The organism is Caulobacter segnis (assembly GCF_029543125.1).
In the GTDB taxonomy this organism is placed as follows: Bacteria; Pseudomonadota; Alphaproteobacteria; order Caulobacterales; family Caulobacteraceae; genus Caulobacter; species Caulobacter segnis_D.
The window spans coordinates 72594-90054 of sequence record NZ_JARQWW010000003.1; the positions used below are offsets into that span (position 1 = coordinate 72594).

Here is a 17461-nt window from a genome sequence, read left to right on the forward strand (position 1 = left end):
CTGTTCGGCAGCAGCGTTCCGCGCGAAGTCGCGGCTTGTAGCACAGGCGGGCATTGATGCGCGGGAAATCTGCAAGGGGCGGAGACTAGTCATGCGTCTGAGCACCAAGGGCCGTTACGCCGTGATGGCGATGACCGATCTGGCGGGACGACAGGGTCTGCCGGAAGACACCCGCGCTGTCTCGCTGGCCGAAATCGCCGCCAGCCAGGAGATTTCGCTCTCCTACCTCGAACAACTCTTCGCCCGCCTGCGCCGCCACGGCCTAGTCAAAAGCGCTCGCGGTCCGGGCGGTGGTTATCGTCTGGCCCGCACGGCCTCCGAGACGCGCATCTCCGAGATCATCCTGGCGGTGGACGAGCCGCTTCGCGCCACCCGCTGCGGCGGCCGTGGCGGTCCCAAAGGCTGCATGTCCAAGGGCGCGCGCTGCGTCACCCACGACCTTTGGGAGGAGATGGGCCGCCAGATCCACGATTACCTTGCCTCGGTCACCCTGGCCGACGTGCTGGACGGCAAGCTGCGCCGCGAGGTGATGGTCGCGGCATGACCTACCTGGACTACAACGCCACGGCGAAGGTGCGGCCCGAAGCGGCCGCGGCGGTCGCGCACGCCCTGGAGGTCGGGGGCAATCCCTCGTCCGTCCATGGGGGCGGCCGGGCGGCGCGCGCCATCGTCGAGGACGCGCGCGCGGCGGTGGCCGCGTTGGTTGGCGTTGTTCCGGGCTCGGTCACCTTCGTCAGCGGGGGCACCGAGGCCAATGCGCTCGCCATTGAGAGCGCCGAGGCGGCCAAGGTCGAACGCATCATCATCAGCGCCGGCGAGCACGACGCCGTGGTCGAGAACGCGCGCCAGAGCGGTTTGCCGGTCGAGGTGATGCCCATCGACGCTGACGGCGTCGCCGACCTGGCTTGGCTGGCGGCCGAGCTGGTCAAGCCGGGCAAGGCGATGGTCTGCCTGATGCTGGCCAATAACGAGACCGGCGTGATCCAGCCCGTGTCCGACGCCGCCGTCCTGGTGCGCGCCGCCGATGGCTGGCTGCACGTGGACGCGGTTCAGGCGGCCGGAAAGATCGCCATCGACTTCACCGCGCTCGGCGCCGACACCATGGCCCTGTCCAGCCACAAGATCGGCGGTCCGCAAGGGATCGGCGCCCTGGTCGCCGGAACCCGCGCCACCCTGGCGCGCCGTCTGCACGGCGGCGGGCAGGAGCGGGGCCGTCGCGGCGGCACCGAGAACGTCCCCGGCATCGCCGGCTTCGGCGCGGCGGCGGCCGTGGCGGTCAAAGAGATCGACGCCCTTCAGGCCCAGGCGGCCTGGCGCGACGCCTGCGCCGAGCGCGTGAAGGCGGCGCGGGCGGTTGTTCTGGGCGAGGGGGCGGCGCGTCTGCCCCAGACCCTTTGTTTCGCCGGCGAGGGCTTCTCGTCGGAACTGCAGGTCATGACCCTGGATCTGTCCGGGGTGATGGTCAGCGCGGGCGCGGCCTGCTCTTCGGGCAAGGTCAAGGCGAGTCGCGTGGTCGAGGCCATGGGACGGGCGGACATCGCCTCCCACGCCATCCGCGTCAGCGGAGGGTGGGCCACGACCGAAGAGGATTGGATCAAGTGCGGCGACGCCTGGCTTCAGGCCTGGGAGCGCTTCGGCGCCCGTCGTCGGGAGGTTGCGTAATGGTCGCCGTCAAGCAGACCGTCGAACACGTCGAGTCCCTGGAAGCCTACAAGCACGGCTTCATCACCGATATCGACCAGGAATTCGCGCCCAAGGGCCTGAACGCCGATATCGTGCGCTTCATTTCGGCCAAGAAGGACGAGCCGGAGTGGATGCTGCAATGGCGGCTTGAGGCGTTCGAGCGCTGGCTGGCCATGGAGGAGCCAACCTGGGCGAAGGTGAACTTCCCCCGGATCGACTACCAGGACGCCTATTACTACGCCGCGCCCAAGACCAAGGATGGGCCGAAGAGCCTGGACGAGGTCGATCCGGAGTTGCTGGCCACCTACGCCAAGCTGGGTATCCCGCTGAAGGAGCAGGAAGTCCTGGCCGGCGTGCAGGGTGCGCCGAAATACGCCGTGGACGCGGTGTTCGACAGCGTCTCGGTGGTCACCACCTTCAAGAAGGAGCTGGCCGCCGTCGGCGTCATCTTCTGCTCCATGAGCGAGGCGATCCGCGAGCATCCGGAGCTGGTGAAGAAGTACCTGGGTTCGGTCGTGCCGACCTCGGACAACTACTTCGCCTGCCTGAACAGCGCGGTCTTCTCCGACGGTTCGTTCGTCTACGTGCCGCCGGGCGTGCGCTGCCCCATGGAGCTGTCGACCTACTTCCGCATCAATGCGGCGGAGAGCGGCCAGTTTGAGCGCACCCTGATCATCGTCGACAAGGGCGCCTACGTCTCCTACCTCGAAGGCTGCACGGCCCCGATGCGGGACGAGAACCAACTGCACGCCGCCGTGGTCGAGCTGGTCGCCCTGGAAGACGCGGAGATCAAGTACTCCACCGTCCAGAACTGGTACCCGGGCGATCCGAAGACCGGGAAGGGCGGCATCTACAACTTCGTCACCAAGCGCGCCGACTGCCGCGGCGACCGCTCCAAGGTGTCGTGGACCCAGGTTGAGACCGGCTCGGCCGTGACCTGGAAGTACCCATCCTGCGTCTTGCGCGGCAACGACAGCTCGGGCGAGTTCTACTCGATCGCCGTGACCAACGGCTTCCAGCAGGCCGACACCGGCACCAAGATGATCCATCTGGGCGCCAATACGAAGTCGCGCATCATCTCCAAGGGGATCAGCGCGGGCAAATCGTCCAACACCTATCGCGGGCTGGTCTCGGCCCACCCCAAGGCCAAGGGCGCGCGCAACTTCACCCAGTGCGACAGCCTGCTCATCGGCAAGGAGTGCGCCGCGCACACCGTGCCTTACGTCGAGGCGCGCAACGGCCAGACTGTTTTCGAGCATGAGGCGACCACCACGCGTTTGTCCGAGGACCAGCTCTTCTACGTCATGCAGCGCGGGCTGAACCAGGAAGAGGCCGTGGCCCTGCTGGTCAACGGCTTCGTCAAGGACGTGCTGCAACAACTGCCCATGGAGTTCGCCGTCGAAGCCCAGAAGCTCGTGGCGATCTCGCTGGAAGGGTCTGTCGGATGATCCCTCTGGAGGACATTCCCACGGTGGCGCTTCAGTTCGCGACGCCGGGCGCGCCGCCAGGCCAGGAAGTCGTGCTTCAAGAACGGCTGGCGCAGGATCGCTTGGATTTCAGCCTCGAAAGCCTGAAGGTCGTCGATGACTATCTCGAAGACCTGCGGGCGCTGGGCGAGGAGGCGCTCTTCCGCCATTCCCGCTTCACCGCGAGCATGGGTCGGGCCGGAGCCTATATCGGCGAGGTGCTGATCAAGTCGGCGCCGGACAAGTTCCAGTGGATCAGCTTCGAAGAGGCCGGCGAGTCCGGGGCTCCCGGCATCTCCCCGGACGAGCCGGAGTTGTGGTGGTTCCTGACGCTTCGGCAGCAGGGCGACAAACTGACCTGGCCGATCAACAAGGTCCTGAAGCGGATCGCGAACGGCGAAGAAGACAGTATTTACGGCTACGGCCGGTGGATTTTGAACGATGCTAAAAATTGAAAACCTCCGCGCCTCGGTCGAGGACAAGGAAATCCTCAAGGGCCTGACGCTCGACGTCCCGGCCGGCGAGGTTCACGCCATCATGGGGCCGAACGGCGCGGGCAAGTCGACCCTGTCCTACGTGCTGTCCGGCCGTGGCGGCTATGAGGTGACCGACGGTTCGGCGACCCTGAACGGCGAGGACCTGCTGGCCCTGGAGCCGGACGAGCGGGCCGCCAAGGGCGTGTTCCTGTCTTTCCAGTATCCGCTTGAAATTCCTGGCGTTCCGGCCTTGACCTTCCTGCGCACAGCGCTCAACGCCCAGCGCAAGGCGCGCGGCGAGGACGAGGTGGCTGCGCCAGCTTTCCTGAAGCTGGTGCGCGAGAAGGCCGCCGAGCTGAAGATCGATTTCGAGATGCTCAAGCGCTCGCTCAACGTCGGTTTCTCCGGCGGTGAGAAGAAGCGCATGGAGATCCTGCAGATGGCGATCCTGCAGCCCAAGCTGCTGATCCTGGACGAGACCGACTCCGGTCTCGACATCGACGCCTTGCGCATCGTCTCCGAAGGCGTGAACGCCATGCGTGCGCCCGACCGCGCCATGCTGGTCATCACGCACTACCAGCGCCTGCTGGATCACATCAAACCCGACCGGGTGCATGTGCTGTCGGCCGGCCGCATCGTCGCCTCCGGCGGTCCCGAGCTGGCCCTGCAGCTCGAGGCCGAGGGTTACGACAAGTACGCGAGCGCCGCGTGAGCGTCTCCCAAGCCATAGCGGCCGGCGACGTCGCCCTGCTGCCGTCGCGGCGGGACGAGGACTGGCGCTGGACCGACCTGCGCGGCCTGATCCGCGCAATGCCGCCGGTCTCGCCGGCCAGCGACCGCCAGTTTGAAACCGGCGCGTTCGGCGAGGGCGACGTGCTGCTGGTCAACGGCGTGGTGCGCGGCGACGTGAAGGCCCTGGTCGTCCCGGCGGGCGAGCGGCGCACCGTGCGTCTGCGCGTGATCGCCGACACTAGTGAGACCGCTCACGGCACCGACCTGAGCGTCTGGGTGGGCGAGGGCGCGGAGCTGACCCTGCTGGAGACCTATGAAGGTCTCGGCGAAGGCTACCTGACCGAGACCCGCCTGAATCTGACGGTGGAGGCTGACGCCCGGCTGGAGCGCGTTGTCCTGGCGGCCGACACGGCGGAAGCCGTCGCGGTCAGCACCGCTACAGTCGCCCTGTCGCGCGGCTCGCGCTTCGAACAGACCGTGTTGACCACCGGTGCGCGCCGCCAGCGGATCGAGACCCAGGTGGCCCATCCGGGCGAGGGCGCGACGGTCCGCATGGACGCCGGCTATCTGCTAGGCGGCCAGCGTCACGCTGACCTGACCACCGCCGTGGCCCACGAGGGCGTCGGCGGTGAGACCAGCCAATTGACCAAGGGCATCGTCCGCGACCAGGCGCGCGGCGTGTTCCAGGGCCGTATCGTTGTGGAGAAGGGCGCCGACAAGACCGACGCCCGCATGGGCCACCATGCCCTGATCCTGTCCGAGAAGGCCGAGATCGACGCCAAGCCCGAACTGCTGATCTACGCCGACGACGTGTCCTGCGCGCACGGCAACACGGTCGGCGCTCTGGACGAGGACGCCCTGTTCTACGCTCGCCAGCGCGGCATTCCTGACGCCCAGGCCCGCGCAATGCTGGCCGAGGCCTTCGTGGGCGAGGTCGTGGACCGCATCGCCAATGACAAAGCCCGTGACGTGGCCCGCCAATGGGTCGCCGCGCACCTGGGAGCCGTCTGATGGCGTTCGACGCAGAGGCGATCCGCGCAGAATTCCCGATCCTGTCTCGACAGGTGAACGGCAAGCCGCTGGTCTATCTGGACAGCGCCGCCAGCGCCCAGAAGCCGCGCGCCGTGATCGAGGCCATGGCCCGGGCGATGGAGCAGTCCTACGCCAACGTCCACCGCGGCCTGCACACCCTGGCAAATGAGACGACTGACGCCTACGAGGCGGCGCGGGCCAGCGTGGCGCGGTTCATCAACGCCGAGAGCGTGGACAACATCGTCTTCATCAAGGGTGGGACCGAGGCGATCAACCTCGTGGCCTCGGGCCTGGGCGCGACGATCCAGGCGGGCGACGAGATCATCATATCGCAGGCCGAGCACCACGCCAACATCGTGCCTTGGCACTTCCTGCGCGAGCGGCAGGGCGCCTTCCTGCGCTGGATCCCGGTGCTGGACGACGGCACGCTGGACATGGAGGCCTACAAGGCCCTGCTGAACGACAAGACCAAGGTCGTCGCCGTCAGCCACATGTCCAATGTCACGGGCGTGATCAATCCGGTTGCGGAGATTGTCCGCCTGGCCCGCGAGGCCGGGGCGGTCACGATCATCGACGGCTGCCAGGGCGTGGTTCACCTGCCCGTGGACGTGCAGGCGATCGGCGCGGACTTCTACGCCTTCTCCGCCCACAAGCTCTACGGCCCCACGGGCATCGGCGCGCTGTACGGGCGCACCGAGGCGCTGGCGTCTCTTCGCCCCTACCAGGGCGGCGGCGAGATGATCGGCGTCGTGTCCATGGACCGCATCACCTATGCCGAGCCGCCGCACCGGTTCGAGGCCGGCACCCCGCCGATCATCGAGGCCATCGGCTTCGGCGCGGCGGTGGAATGGATGAGCCGGTTCGACCGGGCCGAGATCGCCGCCTACGAGCGCAAGCTCTATGACCGCGCCGTCGAGCGGCTGGCCGGCCACAACTGGCTGCGCATCATCGGCGAGGCGGAGGAGAAGGGGGCCATCATGGCCTTCACCGTCGAGGGCGCGCACGCCCATGACGTGGCCCAGATCCTCGACCGTCACGGCGTCGCCGTACGCGCCGGCACTCATTGCGCCGAGCCTCTGATGGCCCGTTTCGGGATCACCTCGAGCGCTCGCGCCTCCTTCGCCCTATATAACACCGAGGCCGAGGCCGACGTCTTCGTCGACGCCCTGGTCAAGGCCCACAGTTTGTTTGGTTAGACGATCCATGGACGACGCCACTCCCGCCGCATCCACCCTGCCGCAGGCTGAACTCGACCGGCTGACCGATCAGCTGATCGAGAAGCTGAAGACCGTGTTCGACCCGGAAATCCCGGTCGACATCTACGAGCTCGGGCTGATCTACAAGGTCGACGTCTCCGACGAGAAGGACGTGAAGATCGACATGACCCTGACCGCGCCGGGCTGCCCGGTGGCCGGCGAGATGCCGGGCTGGGTGCAGGACGCGGTGATGGAGATTCCGGGCCTGAAGTCGTGCCATGTCGATCTGGTGTTCGAACCGCCGTGGGATCAATCGCGCATGTCGGACGAAGCCAAACTCCAGCTGAACATGTTCTAAGGCCATGGAACTCGCAGCCCGCCCCCGTCGCCCCCGCCCCAAGGTCGTCACCCTGAGCGACCGCGCCGCCGCGCGCGTGCAGGAGATCATGGCGAAGGCCGAGAGACCCTATGCCGGCCTGCGCGTCGGCGTGAAGAACGGCGGCTGCGCCGGGCAGGAGTACATCTTCGAATACGCCGAGGAGCGCGCTGCGCTGGACGAGGTGGTCGAGGACAAGGGCGTCACCATCCTGATCGACCCCAAGGCCGTGCTGTTCCTGGTCGGCACCGAGATCGACTACGAGACCACCAAGCTGTCGTCCAAGTTCGTGTTCCACAACCCGAACGAGACGGACGCCTGCGGTTGCGGCGAGAGCGTCACCATCATCCCGCAATCGGTCGAAGAACAGGCATGACCGCGCCCTATTTCGGCTCCTGCCATTGCGGGGCCGTGAAGTTCCGCGTGGATGTGGAGCCTGACGAGCTGACCACCTGCGACTGCTCGATCTGCATCAAGAAGAACGCCCTGATGACCAAGGTGCATGAAAGCGCCCTGACCATCCTGGAGGGCGACGACAAGCTGTCCCTGTACCAGTGGAACACTAAGCGGGCGCAGCATCGGTTCTGTTCGGTCTGCGGCATCTACACCTTCCACCGGAAGCGGTCGGCGCCGGACCACTATGGCGTCAACATCTTCTGCCTGGATGACTTCGATCCCTCGACCCTGCCGGTGCGCGCCACCGAGGGGGAGAACATGACGGTCGAGAGTCCAGACCCCCGGCCCGAGTGGCCCGGGCCGCGCGTGTGACCTCGATCCTGGTCTATTCGATGGGGGAGGTGATCGGGGACGGCCTGATCAAGCTGCCCTTCATCGCCGGCCTGCGCGCCGCATTTCCAGACGCCCGCATCACCTGGGCCGCGGCCAAGGGCGACACGGTCTATGCCGGGCCGCTGAAGGCGGTTGTGGACGGCTACATCGACGAGATCCTGACCGAAGGCCGCACCGGCGACGCGCCCGGCGACATCCTGCCGTGGGTGAAGCCGTTCGGCGGCCGCCAGTTCGACCTCGTCATCGACACCCAGGAGAACCTGCGCCGCAGTGTGGTCGCGCGTCGTGCTGGGCGCCGTTATGTGGGCAAGCCGGCGAAGGGCTGGCCGGAGGCGGTGACGGAGCGCCTCGCGGTGCTGCTGGCCCTGGCGACAGAAGGGAAGGGCACGCCGCGCCCCATCACCCTGACCAATCCCGACGCCCTGGCCGCGGCCCAGATTCTGCTGCCCTTCGGTCCGACCTATGTGGGCTTCGCGCCCGGCGCGGGCGGGCAGGAGAAACGCTGGCCGCTGGAGCGCTATTTGTCTCTGGCCATCCAGCAGCAGCAGGCGGGGCGCACGCCGGTCTTCTTCTTCGGCCCGGACGAGGCGACGGACGCCAAGGCCGCGCGCCTGGCCCTGTCTGACGCTTTGTTCCCGGAAGCTGACCGCAAGGACGTGCTGACGCATGTGAGGGGGCCGCTGCTGGTCATCGCTCTGGCGTCGCGGCTCGCGGCCGCCGTGGCCAATGACGCCGGGCCAGGCCACATGCTGGCCGCCGGCGGCGCGCCGCTGCTGAGCCTGCAGAAGGACCGCCGCAAGGCGGTGAAGTTCCGGCCCGCCGCCCAGACGCTTGAAGTTCTGGTCGCCGAAGATTACGGGCAGGACATGGCCGCCTTGCCGCTCGATGCGGCGTCGGCGGCCCTGGAGCGACTGCTGAAAGGTTCCTGATGGCGATCATGGCCCCGATCTCGGCCGGCGAGCTGGTGGACAAAATCACCATCCTGCGCGTGAAGGCCGAGCGGATTGGCGACCCCGCCAAGGAAGCCAATGTCCGCAAGGAGCTGGCTTTGCTGGAGGCGATCGCGGCTGAGGCCCTGGCTGAAACGCCGGAAATGACCGACCTGACCGCCCAGCTGCAAGCCGTGAACGCCGCCTTGTGGGACATCGAGGACGGCAAGCGCGACTGCGAGCGTCGGCAGGACTTCGGCCCGCAGTTCGTCGGTCTGGCCCGTTCAGTCTATATCGAGAATGACCGCCGCGCCGCCATCAAGCGGGCGATCAACGCCGCCGCCGGTTCCGACATCGTCGAAGAGAAGAGCTACAAGCCCTACCTCGCCGTATAGCGGGTTTTTCGCAAATACATCCTTTGTGTGTATCGCTGTTCGTCGAACGGTTTCCGCTCGTCCTTAACCCGTCGTTTGCCCTCTAAGGCTAAGTTGAACTCAGAGGTCGTGCGCCTGTGGGTCTACGGGTGACGGCTTTATTGAGGGAACATCGAGCATGTCGGCTGAGGTTGAAGCCAAACTGCGTGGTCCGGAAGCCATTCAATTGGCCCGTCGCGCCCTGGAGTTGATGGAAGCCCATCACATCTGGCCGACGCCGCTCAACTACGAAGTCTGCATCAACTACATCGCCGACCCGCAGAGCGATCTCTCGCGGGATTTCGCGACGCTTTTGAGCTCCGGTGAGACGATCACCGACATCGCCATCGAAACTCTGGCCGCCAAGCACTTGGCCAAGGTGCGTCTGAACGAACAGATTCGTGACGCGGGCGACCTTCTGGGCCGCGAGCTGGAACTGGTCGCCAAGGCGATCAAGCAGGCCAGCCGCTCCACCGCCGTGTTCGGCGAGACCCTGGAAGGCGCCAGCAAGCATCTGGGCGAGCATACGGACGGCGCGACCCTGCGCCTGCTGGTCGATCAGCTGTCGGTCGCCACCCGCCGCGCCCGCAGCGAGACCGAGGCGCTGGAGCAGCGCCTGAACGAGTCCACGGCCGAGGTCGAGCGTCTGAAGGAGCACCTGGAGCAGGTGCGCCGCGACGCCACCACGGACGGCCTGACCAATCTGGCCAACCGCAAGGCCTTCGACGAAGAGCTTGAGCGCGCCTGCGCCGAGGCCAAGGACGCCGGCACCATGCTGACCCTGGCTCTGCTCGACATCGACCACTTCAAGGGCTTCAACGACACCTGGGGCCACCAGACGGGCGATCAGGTGCTGCGTTACGTCGCCAGCGTCATCGGCCGCGTCGGCGCGCCGCCGCGTTTCGCCGCTCGCTACGGCGGCGAGGAGTTCGCCATGATCTTCCCGCGTGAAGATGCGGCGACGGTCACCGCGACCCTGGAGGAGATCCGCCTGGAGGTGTCGTCGCGCATGCTGAAGCGTCGCTCGACCAACGAGGACCTCGGCACGATCACCATCTCCGCGGGCCTGGCCGAGCTGCACAAGGACGAGGCTTCTCACGGTCTCATGGAGCGGGCTGACTCCGGCCTCTACGCCTCCAAGCGCGCTGGCCGCAACCGCGTGACCAACGCCGAAAACCTGTCCGCCGCCGCCTGATTTTTCTTCTGGCGTTACGCTAGGGCCGGTTCCTAACGTCCTCTCCAAAAGGGAGGACGGCCATGGCCGACGACAACACCAAGGTCAGGTTCGAGCTTGTGGACGGGGTGGCGGTGATCACCCTGACCGACCCCACGACGCTGAACGCCGCCAGCATGGAGATGGCCGGCCAACTGGCCGCCGCGCTCAATCAGGCGGCCGAGACGGCGCGCGCCGTGCTGCTGACGGGCGAGGGCAGGGGGTTTTGCTCGGGCGCGAACCTGTCGGGCGGCGGGACTGCCGGGCGGCCCATCGACGATGACGGCAAGCCGGATGTGGGGGCTTCGCTGGAGAAGGTGTTCAACCCGCTGGTGACCCAGTTCCGTGACCTGCCCATTCCGATCGTCACCGCCGTGAACGGCGCGGCGGCTGGGATCGGCTGCTCCTTCGCCCTGCTCGGCGACATCATCGTGGCGAGCGAGAGCGCCTATTTCCTGCAGGCGTTCCGGCGGATCGGCCTCGTCCCAGACGGCGGCTCGACCTACCTGCTGCCCCGCCTGATCGGCAAGGCCCGGGCCATGGAGATGGCGCTGCTGGGCGACAAGATTTCCGCCCGCACGGCCTTGGAGTGGGGACTGATCAATCGCTGCGTGTCGGATGAAGAGCTGATCCCGACCGCCATAACCCTGGCCAAGGAGCTGGCCAACGGTCCGGCGGCGCTAGGCCATATCCGCAAGCTGATGTGGGACAGCCTGGACGCCGACTGGAGCGGTCAGCTCGACGCCGAGCGCAGAACGCAAAAAGCCGCCGGCAAGACCGACGACTTTCTGGAGGGCGTGGCCGCGTTCCTGCAGAAGCGGCTGGCCAGTTTCAAAGGCCGCTAGGGCCTAGTCTTCCGCTTCCACGGCGACGCGAGGGGCGGCGCGCATCAGGAAGGCCGGGATATCATTGCCGAAGCCGACCACCCGACGATCATCGTCGTCGCGGGGCAGGCGGGGCGCCTTTACGCCGCCGCGACGTTCCGGCTCGACCTTGGCTTCGCGACGGGGCGCTTCCTGGCGGGCGGCGGGACGCTCGGCGGCCTCGGGCTGCTCGGTGCGCTGCGGGCGGTTACGGTTGCGCTCGCGCCGGGGCTTGGCCTCCGCTTCGGCGGCTTCAACCGCCGGCGCGGCTTCCAGAACCTCGGCGGGGGCGGCGTTTTCCGTCGAACGGCCGCGGCCACGGCCGCCGCGTTCGCCACGGTCACGACCGCCGCGCTCGCGGCCACGGCCGGACTTCTCGCTGGGACGACGGTCGTCCTTGGCCTGGCTCCAGTCGAGCTCGACCACGGCTTCGTTCGGGGTCTTGCCGATCAGCTTCAGGACCTTGTCCAGGCCCTTGTCGTCCGACGGCGTGACGATCATGAACGCTTCGCCGGTCCGGCCCGCGCGGCCGGTGCGGCCGATGCGGTGAACATAGTCGTCGGCGTGGTGCGGCACGTCGTAGTTGAAGACGTGGCTGACTTCCGGGATGTCCAGGCCGCGCGCGGCGACGTCGGACGCCACCAGAAGCTTCAGGTTCCCGGCACGGAAGTCGGCCAGGGTCTTCATGCGCTGCGACTGGTCCAGATCGCCGTGGATCGGCGCGGCGTCGAGGCCGTGAACCTTCAGCGACTTGGCGACGATGTCGACTTCGGTCTTGCGATTGCAGAACACGATGCCGTTCTTCACTTCGGACCGGCCGATCAGCTCGCGCAGGGTCATGCGCTTGGCCTTCGGGTCCGACAGCGGGATGCGCGCCAGGTACTGGGTGATGTTGTCGTTCGTGGTCGCCGGCTTGGCGACTTCGATACGGGTCGGGTTGTTCAGGAACTGCTTGGTCAGCCGGGTGATTTCCGGCGGCATGGTGGCCGAGAAGAACAGGGTCTGCTTCTTCGGCGGCGTCATCTTGAAGATGCGCTCGATGTCCGGGATGAAGCCCATGTCCAGCATGCGGTCGGCTTCGTCGACGACCATGATCTGCACGCCGGTCATCAGCAGCTTGCCGCGCTCGAAGTGGTCGAGCAGGCGGCCCGGGGTGGCGATCAGAACGTCCACGCCGCGATCCAGCTTCTTTTCCTGGTCGCCGAAGGACACGCCGCCGATCAGCAGGGCCCAGGACAGCTTCGTGCCCTTGGCGTACTTCTCGAAGCTGGCGGCCACCTGATCGGCCAGTTCACGCGTCGGCGCGATGACCAGGGCGCGGGGCATGCGGGCCTTGGCCCGACCGGCGGCCAGTCGGTCAATCAGCGGAAGGGTGAAGGCTGCGGTCTTGCCGGTGCCGGTCTGGGCGATGCCGAGGACGTCGCCGCCGGCCAGCGCCACGGGAATGGCTTGGGCCTGGATGGGGGTAGCGGTGGTATAGCCGGTGTCGGCGACCGCCTGCAGGGTCGTGGGGCTCAGCCCCAGGTCAGAAAATTCAGTCATGTCTCGCTAGGTCTGGGTTCGAAACCGCCCGTGCTTGGGCGAGCGGGCGGCGCGGATTCGCCAGACCTGTCTCGAACTGATCGCCGCATATAAGAAACCCTGCGGCGAAGTCAAGTAATCGCTCGGATCGCCTGACCTCGCCGCAGAGCTTAAATCAGGCCGCGGGGGCGATCCGCGCCTTGGGTTCGACGCCGGCCAAGGCGTCAACAAAGCTTTCGCGCCAGGCGATGACGTCGTCACGCCGCACGCCTTCGATCAGGCTCGTCCAGCGACGGACGCGTTCCTCGCGCGGCATGGCCAGGGCCCGCCGGATGGCGTCGGCGACGTCCTCGCGGCTGAACGGATTGACGATCAGGGCGTCCTTCATCTGCGCCGCAGCGCCGGCGAAGCGGGACAGGATCAGCACGCCGGGGTCTTCCGGGTCCTGGGCGGCCACATACTCCTTGGCCACCAGGTTCATGCCGTCGCGCAGCGGCGTCACCAGGCCCACATGGGCTGCGCGGTAGATCCCCGCCAGCTCGTCCCGCCGATAGGGGCTGTTCACATAGCGCAGGGGCACCCAGTCGAACGTGGCGAACTGGCCGTTCACCCGGCCGGATACAGCGTCCAGGCGGTTGCGAAGGTCCTGGTACGCCTCGACCCCATCACGGCTGACGGTGGCGATCTGCAGCAGAAACACCTTTTCACGAGCCTCCGGCGTGTCCGCCAGATAGCGCTCATAGGCCAGAAAGCGCTCTTCCAAACCCTTGGAGTAGTCCAGCCGGTCGACCCCGATGATCATCTGGCGGCCGGCCAGACTCTCACGCATCCGCGCGAAGCTTTCCTTCGCCGTATCGCTGCTGGAGGCCGCTTCGAAGTCGCCCACATCGATGCCGATCGGGAAGACGCCCAGGCGGGTGTGCTTGCCGAAGGCGAAGGCGTCGCCATTGGGCATGACCTCGCCGTCGGCCTCGTTGATGATGTAGCCGGCCAAGGCCGCCTGGAAGGACTGTGCGTGCGTGCCGACCAGGTCGTAGTCAAACAGCGACGCCACCAGCTCGGCGTGGCGGGGCAGGGTGGCGAGCAGCTGACGCGCTGGCCACGGAATGTGCAGGAAGAAGCCGATCCGGTTCTTCACGCCCAGTCGACGCAACTCCCGACCCAGCGGGATCAGGTGATAGTCGTGGACCCAGATGATGTCGTCCGGCTGGATCAGCGGAGCCAGCGCCTCCGCGAAGCGGGCGTTGACCCGGCCATAGCCTTCGCCGAAAGGGCGCTCATAGGCGGTCAGGTCGATGCGGTCGTGGAACAGCGGCCACAGCGTCTTGTTGGCGTAGCCGTTGTAGTACTCCTCGATGTCCTGAGGCTCGAGGTCCACCTTGGCGACGGTGACGCCGTCGATGCGGTCGAGCTGCAGGTGGCCGGTGTACTTCTCGGTGGTCTTGCCGCTCCAGCCGAACCACACGCCCTGGTGTTCACGCAGGGCGGCGCCGATGGCCATGGCGAGGCCGCCGGTGGCGCTGGCGCCCGTCTCGCTGGAGAACTGGACGCGGTTGGAGACAACGATCAGGCGGCTCATGCGGCGGCTCCCTGTTCTTCCTCCAGGCTGCTTTCAAGCCAGCGGAGGACGGCGTCGGGGCCGGACAGGCCGAACGACGCGCGGGTAGGCCGGCTTTCGCCGACAAGAATGCCGTAGCCGCCCTGGTCGACGGCTTCACGGAAGCCGTCCTCGTCCGTCAGGTCGTCGCCGACGAAGACGGGCGTGGCGCCCAGGAACGGGCTGCGGGCCATGAAGGCGGCGACAGCGTCGCCCTTGGTCGTGCCGGGGGTACGCAGTTCGACAACCAGATGGCCGTCCTGGACCGTCAGGCCATAGGCCGAGCCGACACGTTCGGCGAGGTCGAGACAGGCTTCGCGTGTCTCTGGCGCTTGGCGGTAATGCAAGGCGACGCCCAGGGCCTTCGGCTCCACCAGCAGGCCCTTCTGGGTCTGGGCGAAGGCTTCGAAGGCCTCGATCGCGTCGGCGAGCGACGGGTGGGCTTCGGCCATGCGGGTTTCGCCGCCGTGGCGGAACTCCAGGCCATGAGTGCCGGCCAGGCACGGAGTGCAGTCCTCCAGGATGCGGTCGAGATCGGCCATGGCGCGGCCGCTCACGATCGCCAAGCGACCGTCCAGGCGCTCGCACAGGCGGCGCAGCAGGTCGTTGCGATAGAGGTTGGGGCCGACGTCGGTCGGCTTGGGTTCGAAATGGGCGAGCGTGCCGTCCAGATCGAGGAAAAGCGCCGTCCTCGACAGATCGAGGGGCGCGGGAATGAGTTCAGTCAAAACAATCTCTGGCTTTTCAGCTGCCATGGCGTCCCCGGGGCTATGGTTGCTGCACGCGCCGGAAAGTACCGGCTTGGTGAACGCCCTAGATGGGGATTGGAGCCCGTAAGCCCAAATAAACGTAATGTGAGGCTTGATCGGGGGAACCAAACTCTTCCGTGAGAGTTAGCCGCCAGTCATGTGGTGAAGTGAAGCCTGCTATGTCGCCGGATACATTGGCGAAATTAAGTCCTGGCGAACACTAGTCTTAAAAGACATTGCGCCGCGGCTCAAAGCTCGCGGCGCAAATCTGCACAGGATTTGATCGTGATCCGAACGATCAGACGTCCAAGTCGTCCGCAGCGAATTCGGCGTTCTCCTGAATGAATCTGAATCGCAGCTCGGGTTTGCGGCCCATGAGGGTCTCGACCAGGGATCCCACCGACTCCTCGGCGCGGGGCAGGGTGACGCGCGCCAGGGTGCGCACCGCCGGGTCCATGGTGGTCTCTTTCAACTGGGCGGCCATCATCTCGCCCAGACCCTTGAAGCGGCCGATCTCGGGCTTCTTGTTCTTGAAGTCCGTGGCCAGCAGCTCGTCCTTGTGGGCGTCGTCGCGGGCATAGACCGTCTTGCCGCCATGGCTGATCCGGTAGAGCGGCGGCAGGGCCATGTAGAGCTTACCCTGCCGGATCATGTCCGGCATCGTCCGGTAGAAGAAGGTGATCAGCAGGGATGCGATGTGGGCGCCGTCGACGTCGGCGTCCGTCATGATGATGATGCGCTCGTAGCGCAGGTCTTCCTCACGGTACTTGTTCCCGCCCTGGGCGCCCAGGGCCAGCATCAGGTCCGACAGCTCCTTGTTGGCGACCAGCTTGTCGCCCGTGGCCGAGGCCACGTTCAGGATCTTGCCGCGCAGGGGAAGGATCGCCTGGGTCTTGCGGTTGCGGGCCTGTTTGGCCGAGCCGCCGGCCGAGTCACCCTCGACGATGAACAGTTCCGCGCCGTCCACGGCCGTGCCGGAGCAATCGGCCAGCTTGCCGGGCAGGCGCAGCTTGCGCGTGGCGCTGGCGCGCTGGACTTCCTTGTCCTTGCGGCGCTTCAGGCGTTCTTCGGCGCGCTCGACCACGAAGTCGAGCAGGGCGCGGGCGGCCTTGGGGCTGCCGGTCAGCCAGTGGTCGAACGGGTCGCGCAGGGCGTTCTCGACCAGGCGCTGGGCGTCGCTGGACGACAGCTTTTCCTTGGTCTGGCCCTGGAATTCCGGATTGCGGATGAACACGCTGATCAGGGTGCCGGCCTGGGCGATCACGTCGTCGGCGGTCAGGATGCCGCCGCGCTTTTCGCCGATCAGTTCGGCATAGGCCTTCAGGCCGCGCACCAGCACCGCGCGCAGGCCGGACTCGTGGGTGCCGCCCTCGGGGGTCGGCACGGTGTTGCAGTACGACTGGATGAAGCCGTCGGCCTCGCCGAACCCGCGCGGGGTCCAGGTGATGGCCCATTCCACGGCGCCGGCCTCGCCCTGACGCTCGATGCGGCCGGCGAAGGGTTCGGGGGTGACCGTCTCCAGTCCCTTGGTGCGCTCGGCCAGGAAGTCGGCCAGGCCGTTGGGGAAATGGAAGGTCGCCTCGGCGGGGGTCTGGTCGTGGATGCGCGACGGGTCGCACTTCCATTTGATCTGCACGCCGCGGAACAGATAGGCCTTGGAGCGGGCCATCCGGTACAGGCGCGCGGGCTTGAAGATCGCGCCTTCGCCGAAGATTTCGGCGTCGGGCAGGAATTTCACCGCCGTGCCGCGCTTCTTGGACGGGGCGATCTGCTGCAGCGGGCCGAGCGGCTTGCCGCGCGAGAAGTCTTGGCGATGCTCGAAGCCGTCGCGCCAGACGGTGACCTCAAGGATCTCCGACAGGGCGTTCACGACCGAGGCGCCGACCCCGTGCAGACCGCCGGAGGTCTCGTAGGCCTTGCCGCTGAACTTACCGCCCGCATGCAAGACGGTCATGATCACTTCCAGCGCCGACTTGCCCGGATGCTTGGGGTGCGGGTCCACGGGCATGCCGCGGCCGTCATCCTTCACCGTCAGGGCTCCGTCGGCGTCCAGGGTCACCTCGATCAGCTTGGCGTGGCCGGCCACGGCCTCGTCCATGGAGTTGTCGAGGATTTCGGCGAACAGGTGGTGCAGCGCCCGCTCGTCGGTGCCGCCGATGTACATGCCCGGGCGCTTGCGGACGGGCTCAAGACCCTCCAGCACCTCGATGTCGGCGGCAGAGTAGCCGCCGCTGGGCGCGGGCGCACTGGCGGTCGGAGCCGGTGCGGGAGCTGCGGCGGCGGGCGTCGGCGCATGGATCGGCGCGGGCTCGCGGGCCGGCAACGGATTGGCCGGCGCCGGGCTCAGGGCGTCATCGAACAGAGAGCTTTGGGGAGACTGGGACATTTGGATGGAAGTCTAGGCGATTCGAGCCGGCTTCCTTAGG

At 67.0% G+C, this 17461-nt stretch carries 18 protein-coding genes; 14 read left to right on the forward strand and 4 right to left on the reverse strand.

The features are described from left to right. The first annotated feature begins 91 nt into the window (after positions 1 to 91). From P7B02_RS09445 to P7B02_RS09510, 14 genes are all read left to right on the forward strand, one after another. Positions 92 to 544: an Rrf2 family transcriptional regulator gene (locus P7B02_RS09445; protein WP_277786097.1), complete on the forward strand. Its 453-nt coding sequence runs from the start codon at positions 92 to 94 to the stop codon at positions 542 to 544. Then, positions 541 to 1662: a cysteine desulfurase family protein gene (locus P7B02_RS09450; protein ID WP_277786098.1), complete on the forward strand. Its 1122-nt coding sequence runs from the start codon at positions 541 to 543 to the stop codon at positions 1660 to 1662. Before P7B02_RS09445 ends, P7B02_RS09450 begins: the two co-directional genes overlap by 4 nt. Next, on the forward strand, positions 1662 to 3131 hold the full coding sequence (sufB, locus tag P7B02_RS09455) for a Fe-S cluster assembly protein SufB (RefSeq protein ID WP_277786099.1): 1470 nt from the start codon (positions 1662 to 1664) through the stop codon (positions 3129 to 3131). The genes P7B02_RS09450 and sufB overlap by 1 nt, the downstream gene beginning before the upstream one ends. A gap of 23 nt (positions 3132 to 3154) precedes the next feature. Beyond that, entirely contained in the window at positions 3155 to 3604 is a 450-nt protein-coding gene (locus P7B02_RS09460) for a hypothetical protein (RefSeq protein ID WP_277786100.1), read from the forward strand. Further along, the gene (gene sufC, locus P7B02_RS09465) at positions 3591 to 4337 is read left to right on the forward strand and encodes a Fe-S cluster assembly ATPase SufC (protein ID WP_277786101.1); all 747 of its coding nucleotides are present in this window, start codon (positions 3591 to 3593) and stop codon (positions 4335 to 4337) included. Before P7B02_RS09460 ends, sufC begins: the two co-directional genes overlap by 14 nt. Then, the gene (gene sufD, locus P7B02_RS09470) at positions 4334 to 5368 is read left to right on the forward strand and encodes a Fe-S cluster assembly protein SufD (protein WP_277786102.1); all 1035 of its coding nucleotides are present in this window, start codon (positions 4334 to 4336) and stop codon (positions 5366 to 5368) included. The genes sufC and sufD overlap by 4 nt, the downstream gene beginning before the upstream one ends. Then, positions 5368 to 6585 (forward strand): aminotransferase class V-fold PLP-dependent enzyme, encoded by a 1218-nt coding sequence (locus tag P7B02_RS09475; RefSeq protein ID WP_277786103.1) that lies wholly within the window; start codon positions 5368 to 5370, stop codon positions 6583 to 6585. Before sufD ends, P7B02_RS09475 begins: the two co-directional genes overlap by 1 nt. A gap of 7 nt (positions 6586 to 6592) precedes the next feature. Continuing rightward, on the forward strand, positions 6593 to 6943 hold the full coding sequence (locus tag P7B02_RS09480; protein WP_277786104.1) for an SUF system Fe-S cluster assembly protein: 351 nt from the start codon (positions 6593 to 6595) through the stop codon (positions 6941 to 6943). Positions 6944 to 6947: 4 nt separating this feature from the next. Further along, entirely contained in the window at positions 6948 to 7337 is a 390-nt protein-coding gene (locus P7B02_RS09485; RefSeq protein WP_277786105.1) for a HesB/IscA family protein, read from the forward strand. Then, positions 7334 to 7729 carry a GFA family protein gene (locus P7B02_RS09490; RefSeq protein WP_277786106.1) on the forward strand — a complete coding sequence of 132 codons (396 nt, stop codon included), beginning with the start codon at positions 7334 to 7336 and terminating at the stop codon, positions 7727 to 7729. The genes P7B02_RS09485 and P7B02_RS09490 overlap by 4 nt, the downstream gene beginning before the upstream one ends. Before the next feature lie 20 nt (positions 7730 to 7749). After that, positions 7750 to 8679, forward strand: a complete 930-nt coding sequence (locus P7B02_RS09495; protein WP_277786693.1) for a glycosyltransferase family 9 protein — start codon at positions 7750 to 7752, stop codon at positions 8677 to 8679. Beyond that, a complete protein-coding gene (locus P7B02_RS09500) occupies positions 8679 to 9074 on the forward strand; it encodes a DUF6165 family protein (RefSeq protein ID WP_277786107.1) in 396 nt (131 codons plus the stop codon). The genes P7B02_RS09495 and P7B02_RS09500 overlap by 1 nt, the downstream gene beginning before the upstream one ends. A gap of 157 nt (positions 9075 to 9231) precedes the next feature. Further along, the gene (locus P7B02_RS09505) at positions 9232 to 10287 is read left to right on the forward strand and encodes a GGDEF domain-containing protein (RefSeq protein ID WP_277786108.1); all 1056 of its coding nucleotides are present in this window, start codon (positions 9232 to 9234) and stop codon (positions 10285 to 10287) included. Between the two features lie 62 nt (positions 10288 to 10349). Beyond that, entirely contained in the window at positions 10350 to 11150 is an 801-nt protein-coding gene (locus P7B02_RS09510; RefSeq protein ID WP_277786109.1) for an enoyl-CoA hydratase/isomerase, read from the forward strand. Between the two features lie 3 nt (positions 11151 to 11153). Here the strand turns inward: P7B02_RS09510 and P7B02_RS09515 are convergent, their stop codons facing one another. The 4 genes from P7B02_RS09515 to parE all read right to left on the reverse strand — a co-directional run bounded on the left by P7B02_RS09515 (position 11154) and on the right by parE (position 17421). Continuing rightward, complete coding sequence (locus tag P7B02_RS09515) at positions 11154 to 12710, reverse strand: DEAD/DEAH box helicase (protein WP_277786110.1); 1557 nt, start codon at positions 12708 to 12710, stop codon at positions 11154 to 11156. Positions 12711 to 12864: 154 nt separating this feature from the next. After that, a complete protein-coding gene (gene otsA / locus P7B02_RS09520; RefSeq protein WP_277786111.1) occupies positions 12865 to 14268 on the reverse strand; it encodes an alpha,alpha-trehalose-phosphate synthase (UDP-forming) in 1404 nt (467 codons plus the stop codon). After that, positions 14265 to 15014: a trehalose-phosphatase gene (gene otsB, locus P7B02_RS09525; RefSeq protein WP_277786112.1), complete on the reverse strand. Its 750-nt coding sequence runs from the start codon at positions 15012 to 15014 to the stop codon at positions 14265 to 14267. The genes otsA and otsB overlap by 4 nt, the downstream gene beginning before the upstream one ends. 319 nt (positions 15015 to 15333) lie before the next feature. Next, the gene (gene parE / locus P7B02_RS09530) at positions 15334 to 17421 is read right to left on the reverse strand and encodes a DNA topoisomerase IV subunit B (RefSeq protein WP_277786113.1); all 2088 of its coding nucleotides are present in this window, start codon (positions 17419 to 17421) and stop codon (positions 15334 to 15336) included. Between the last annotated feature and the right edge of the window lie 40 nt (positions 17422 to 17461).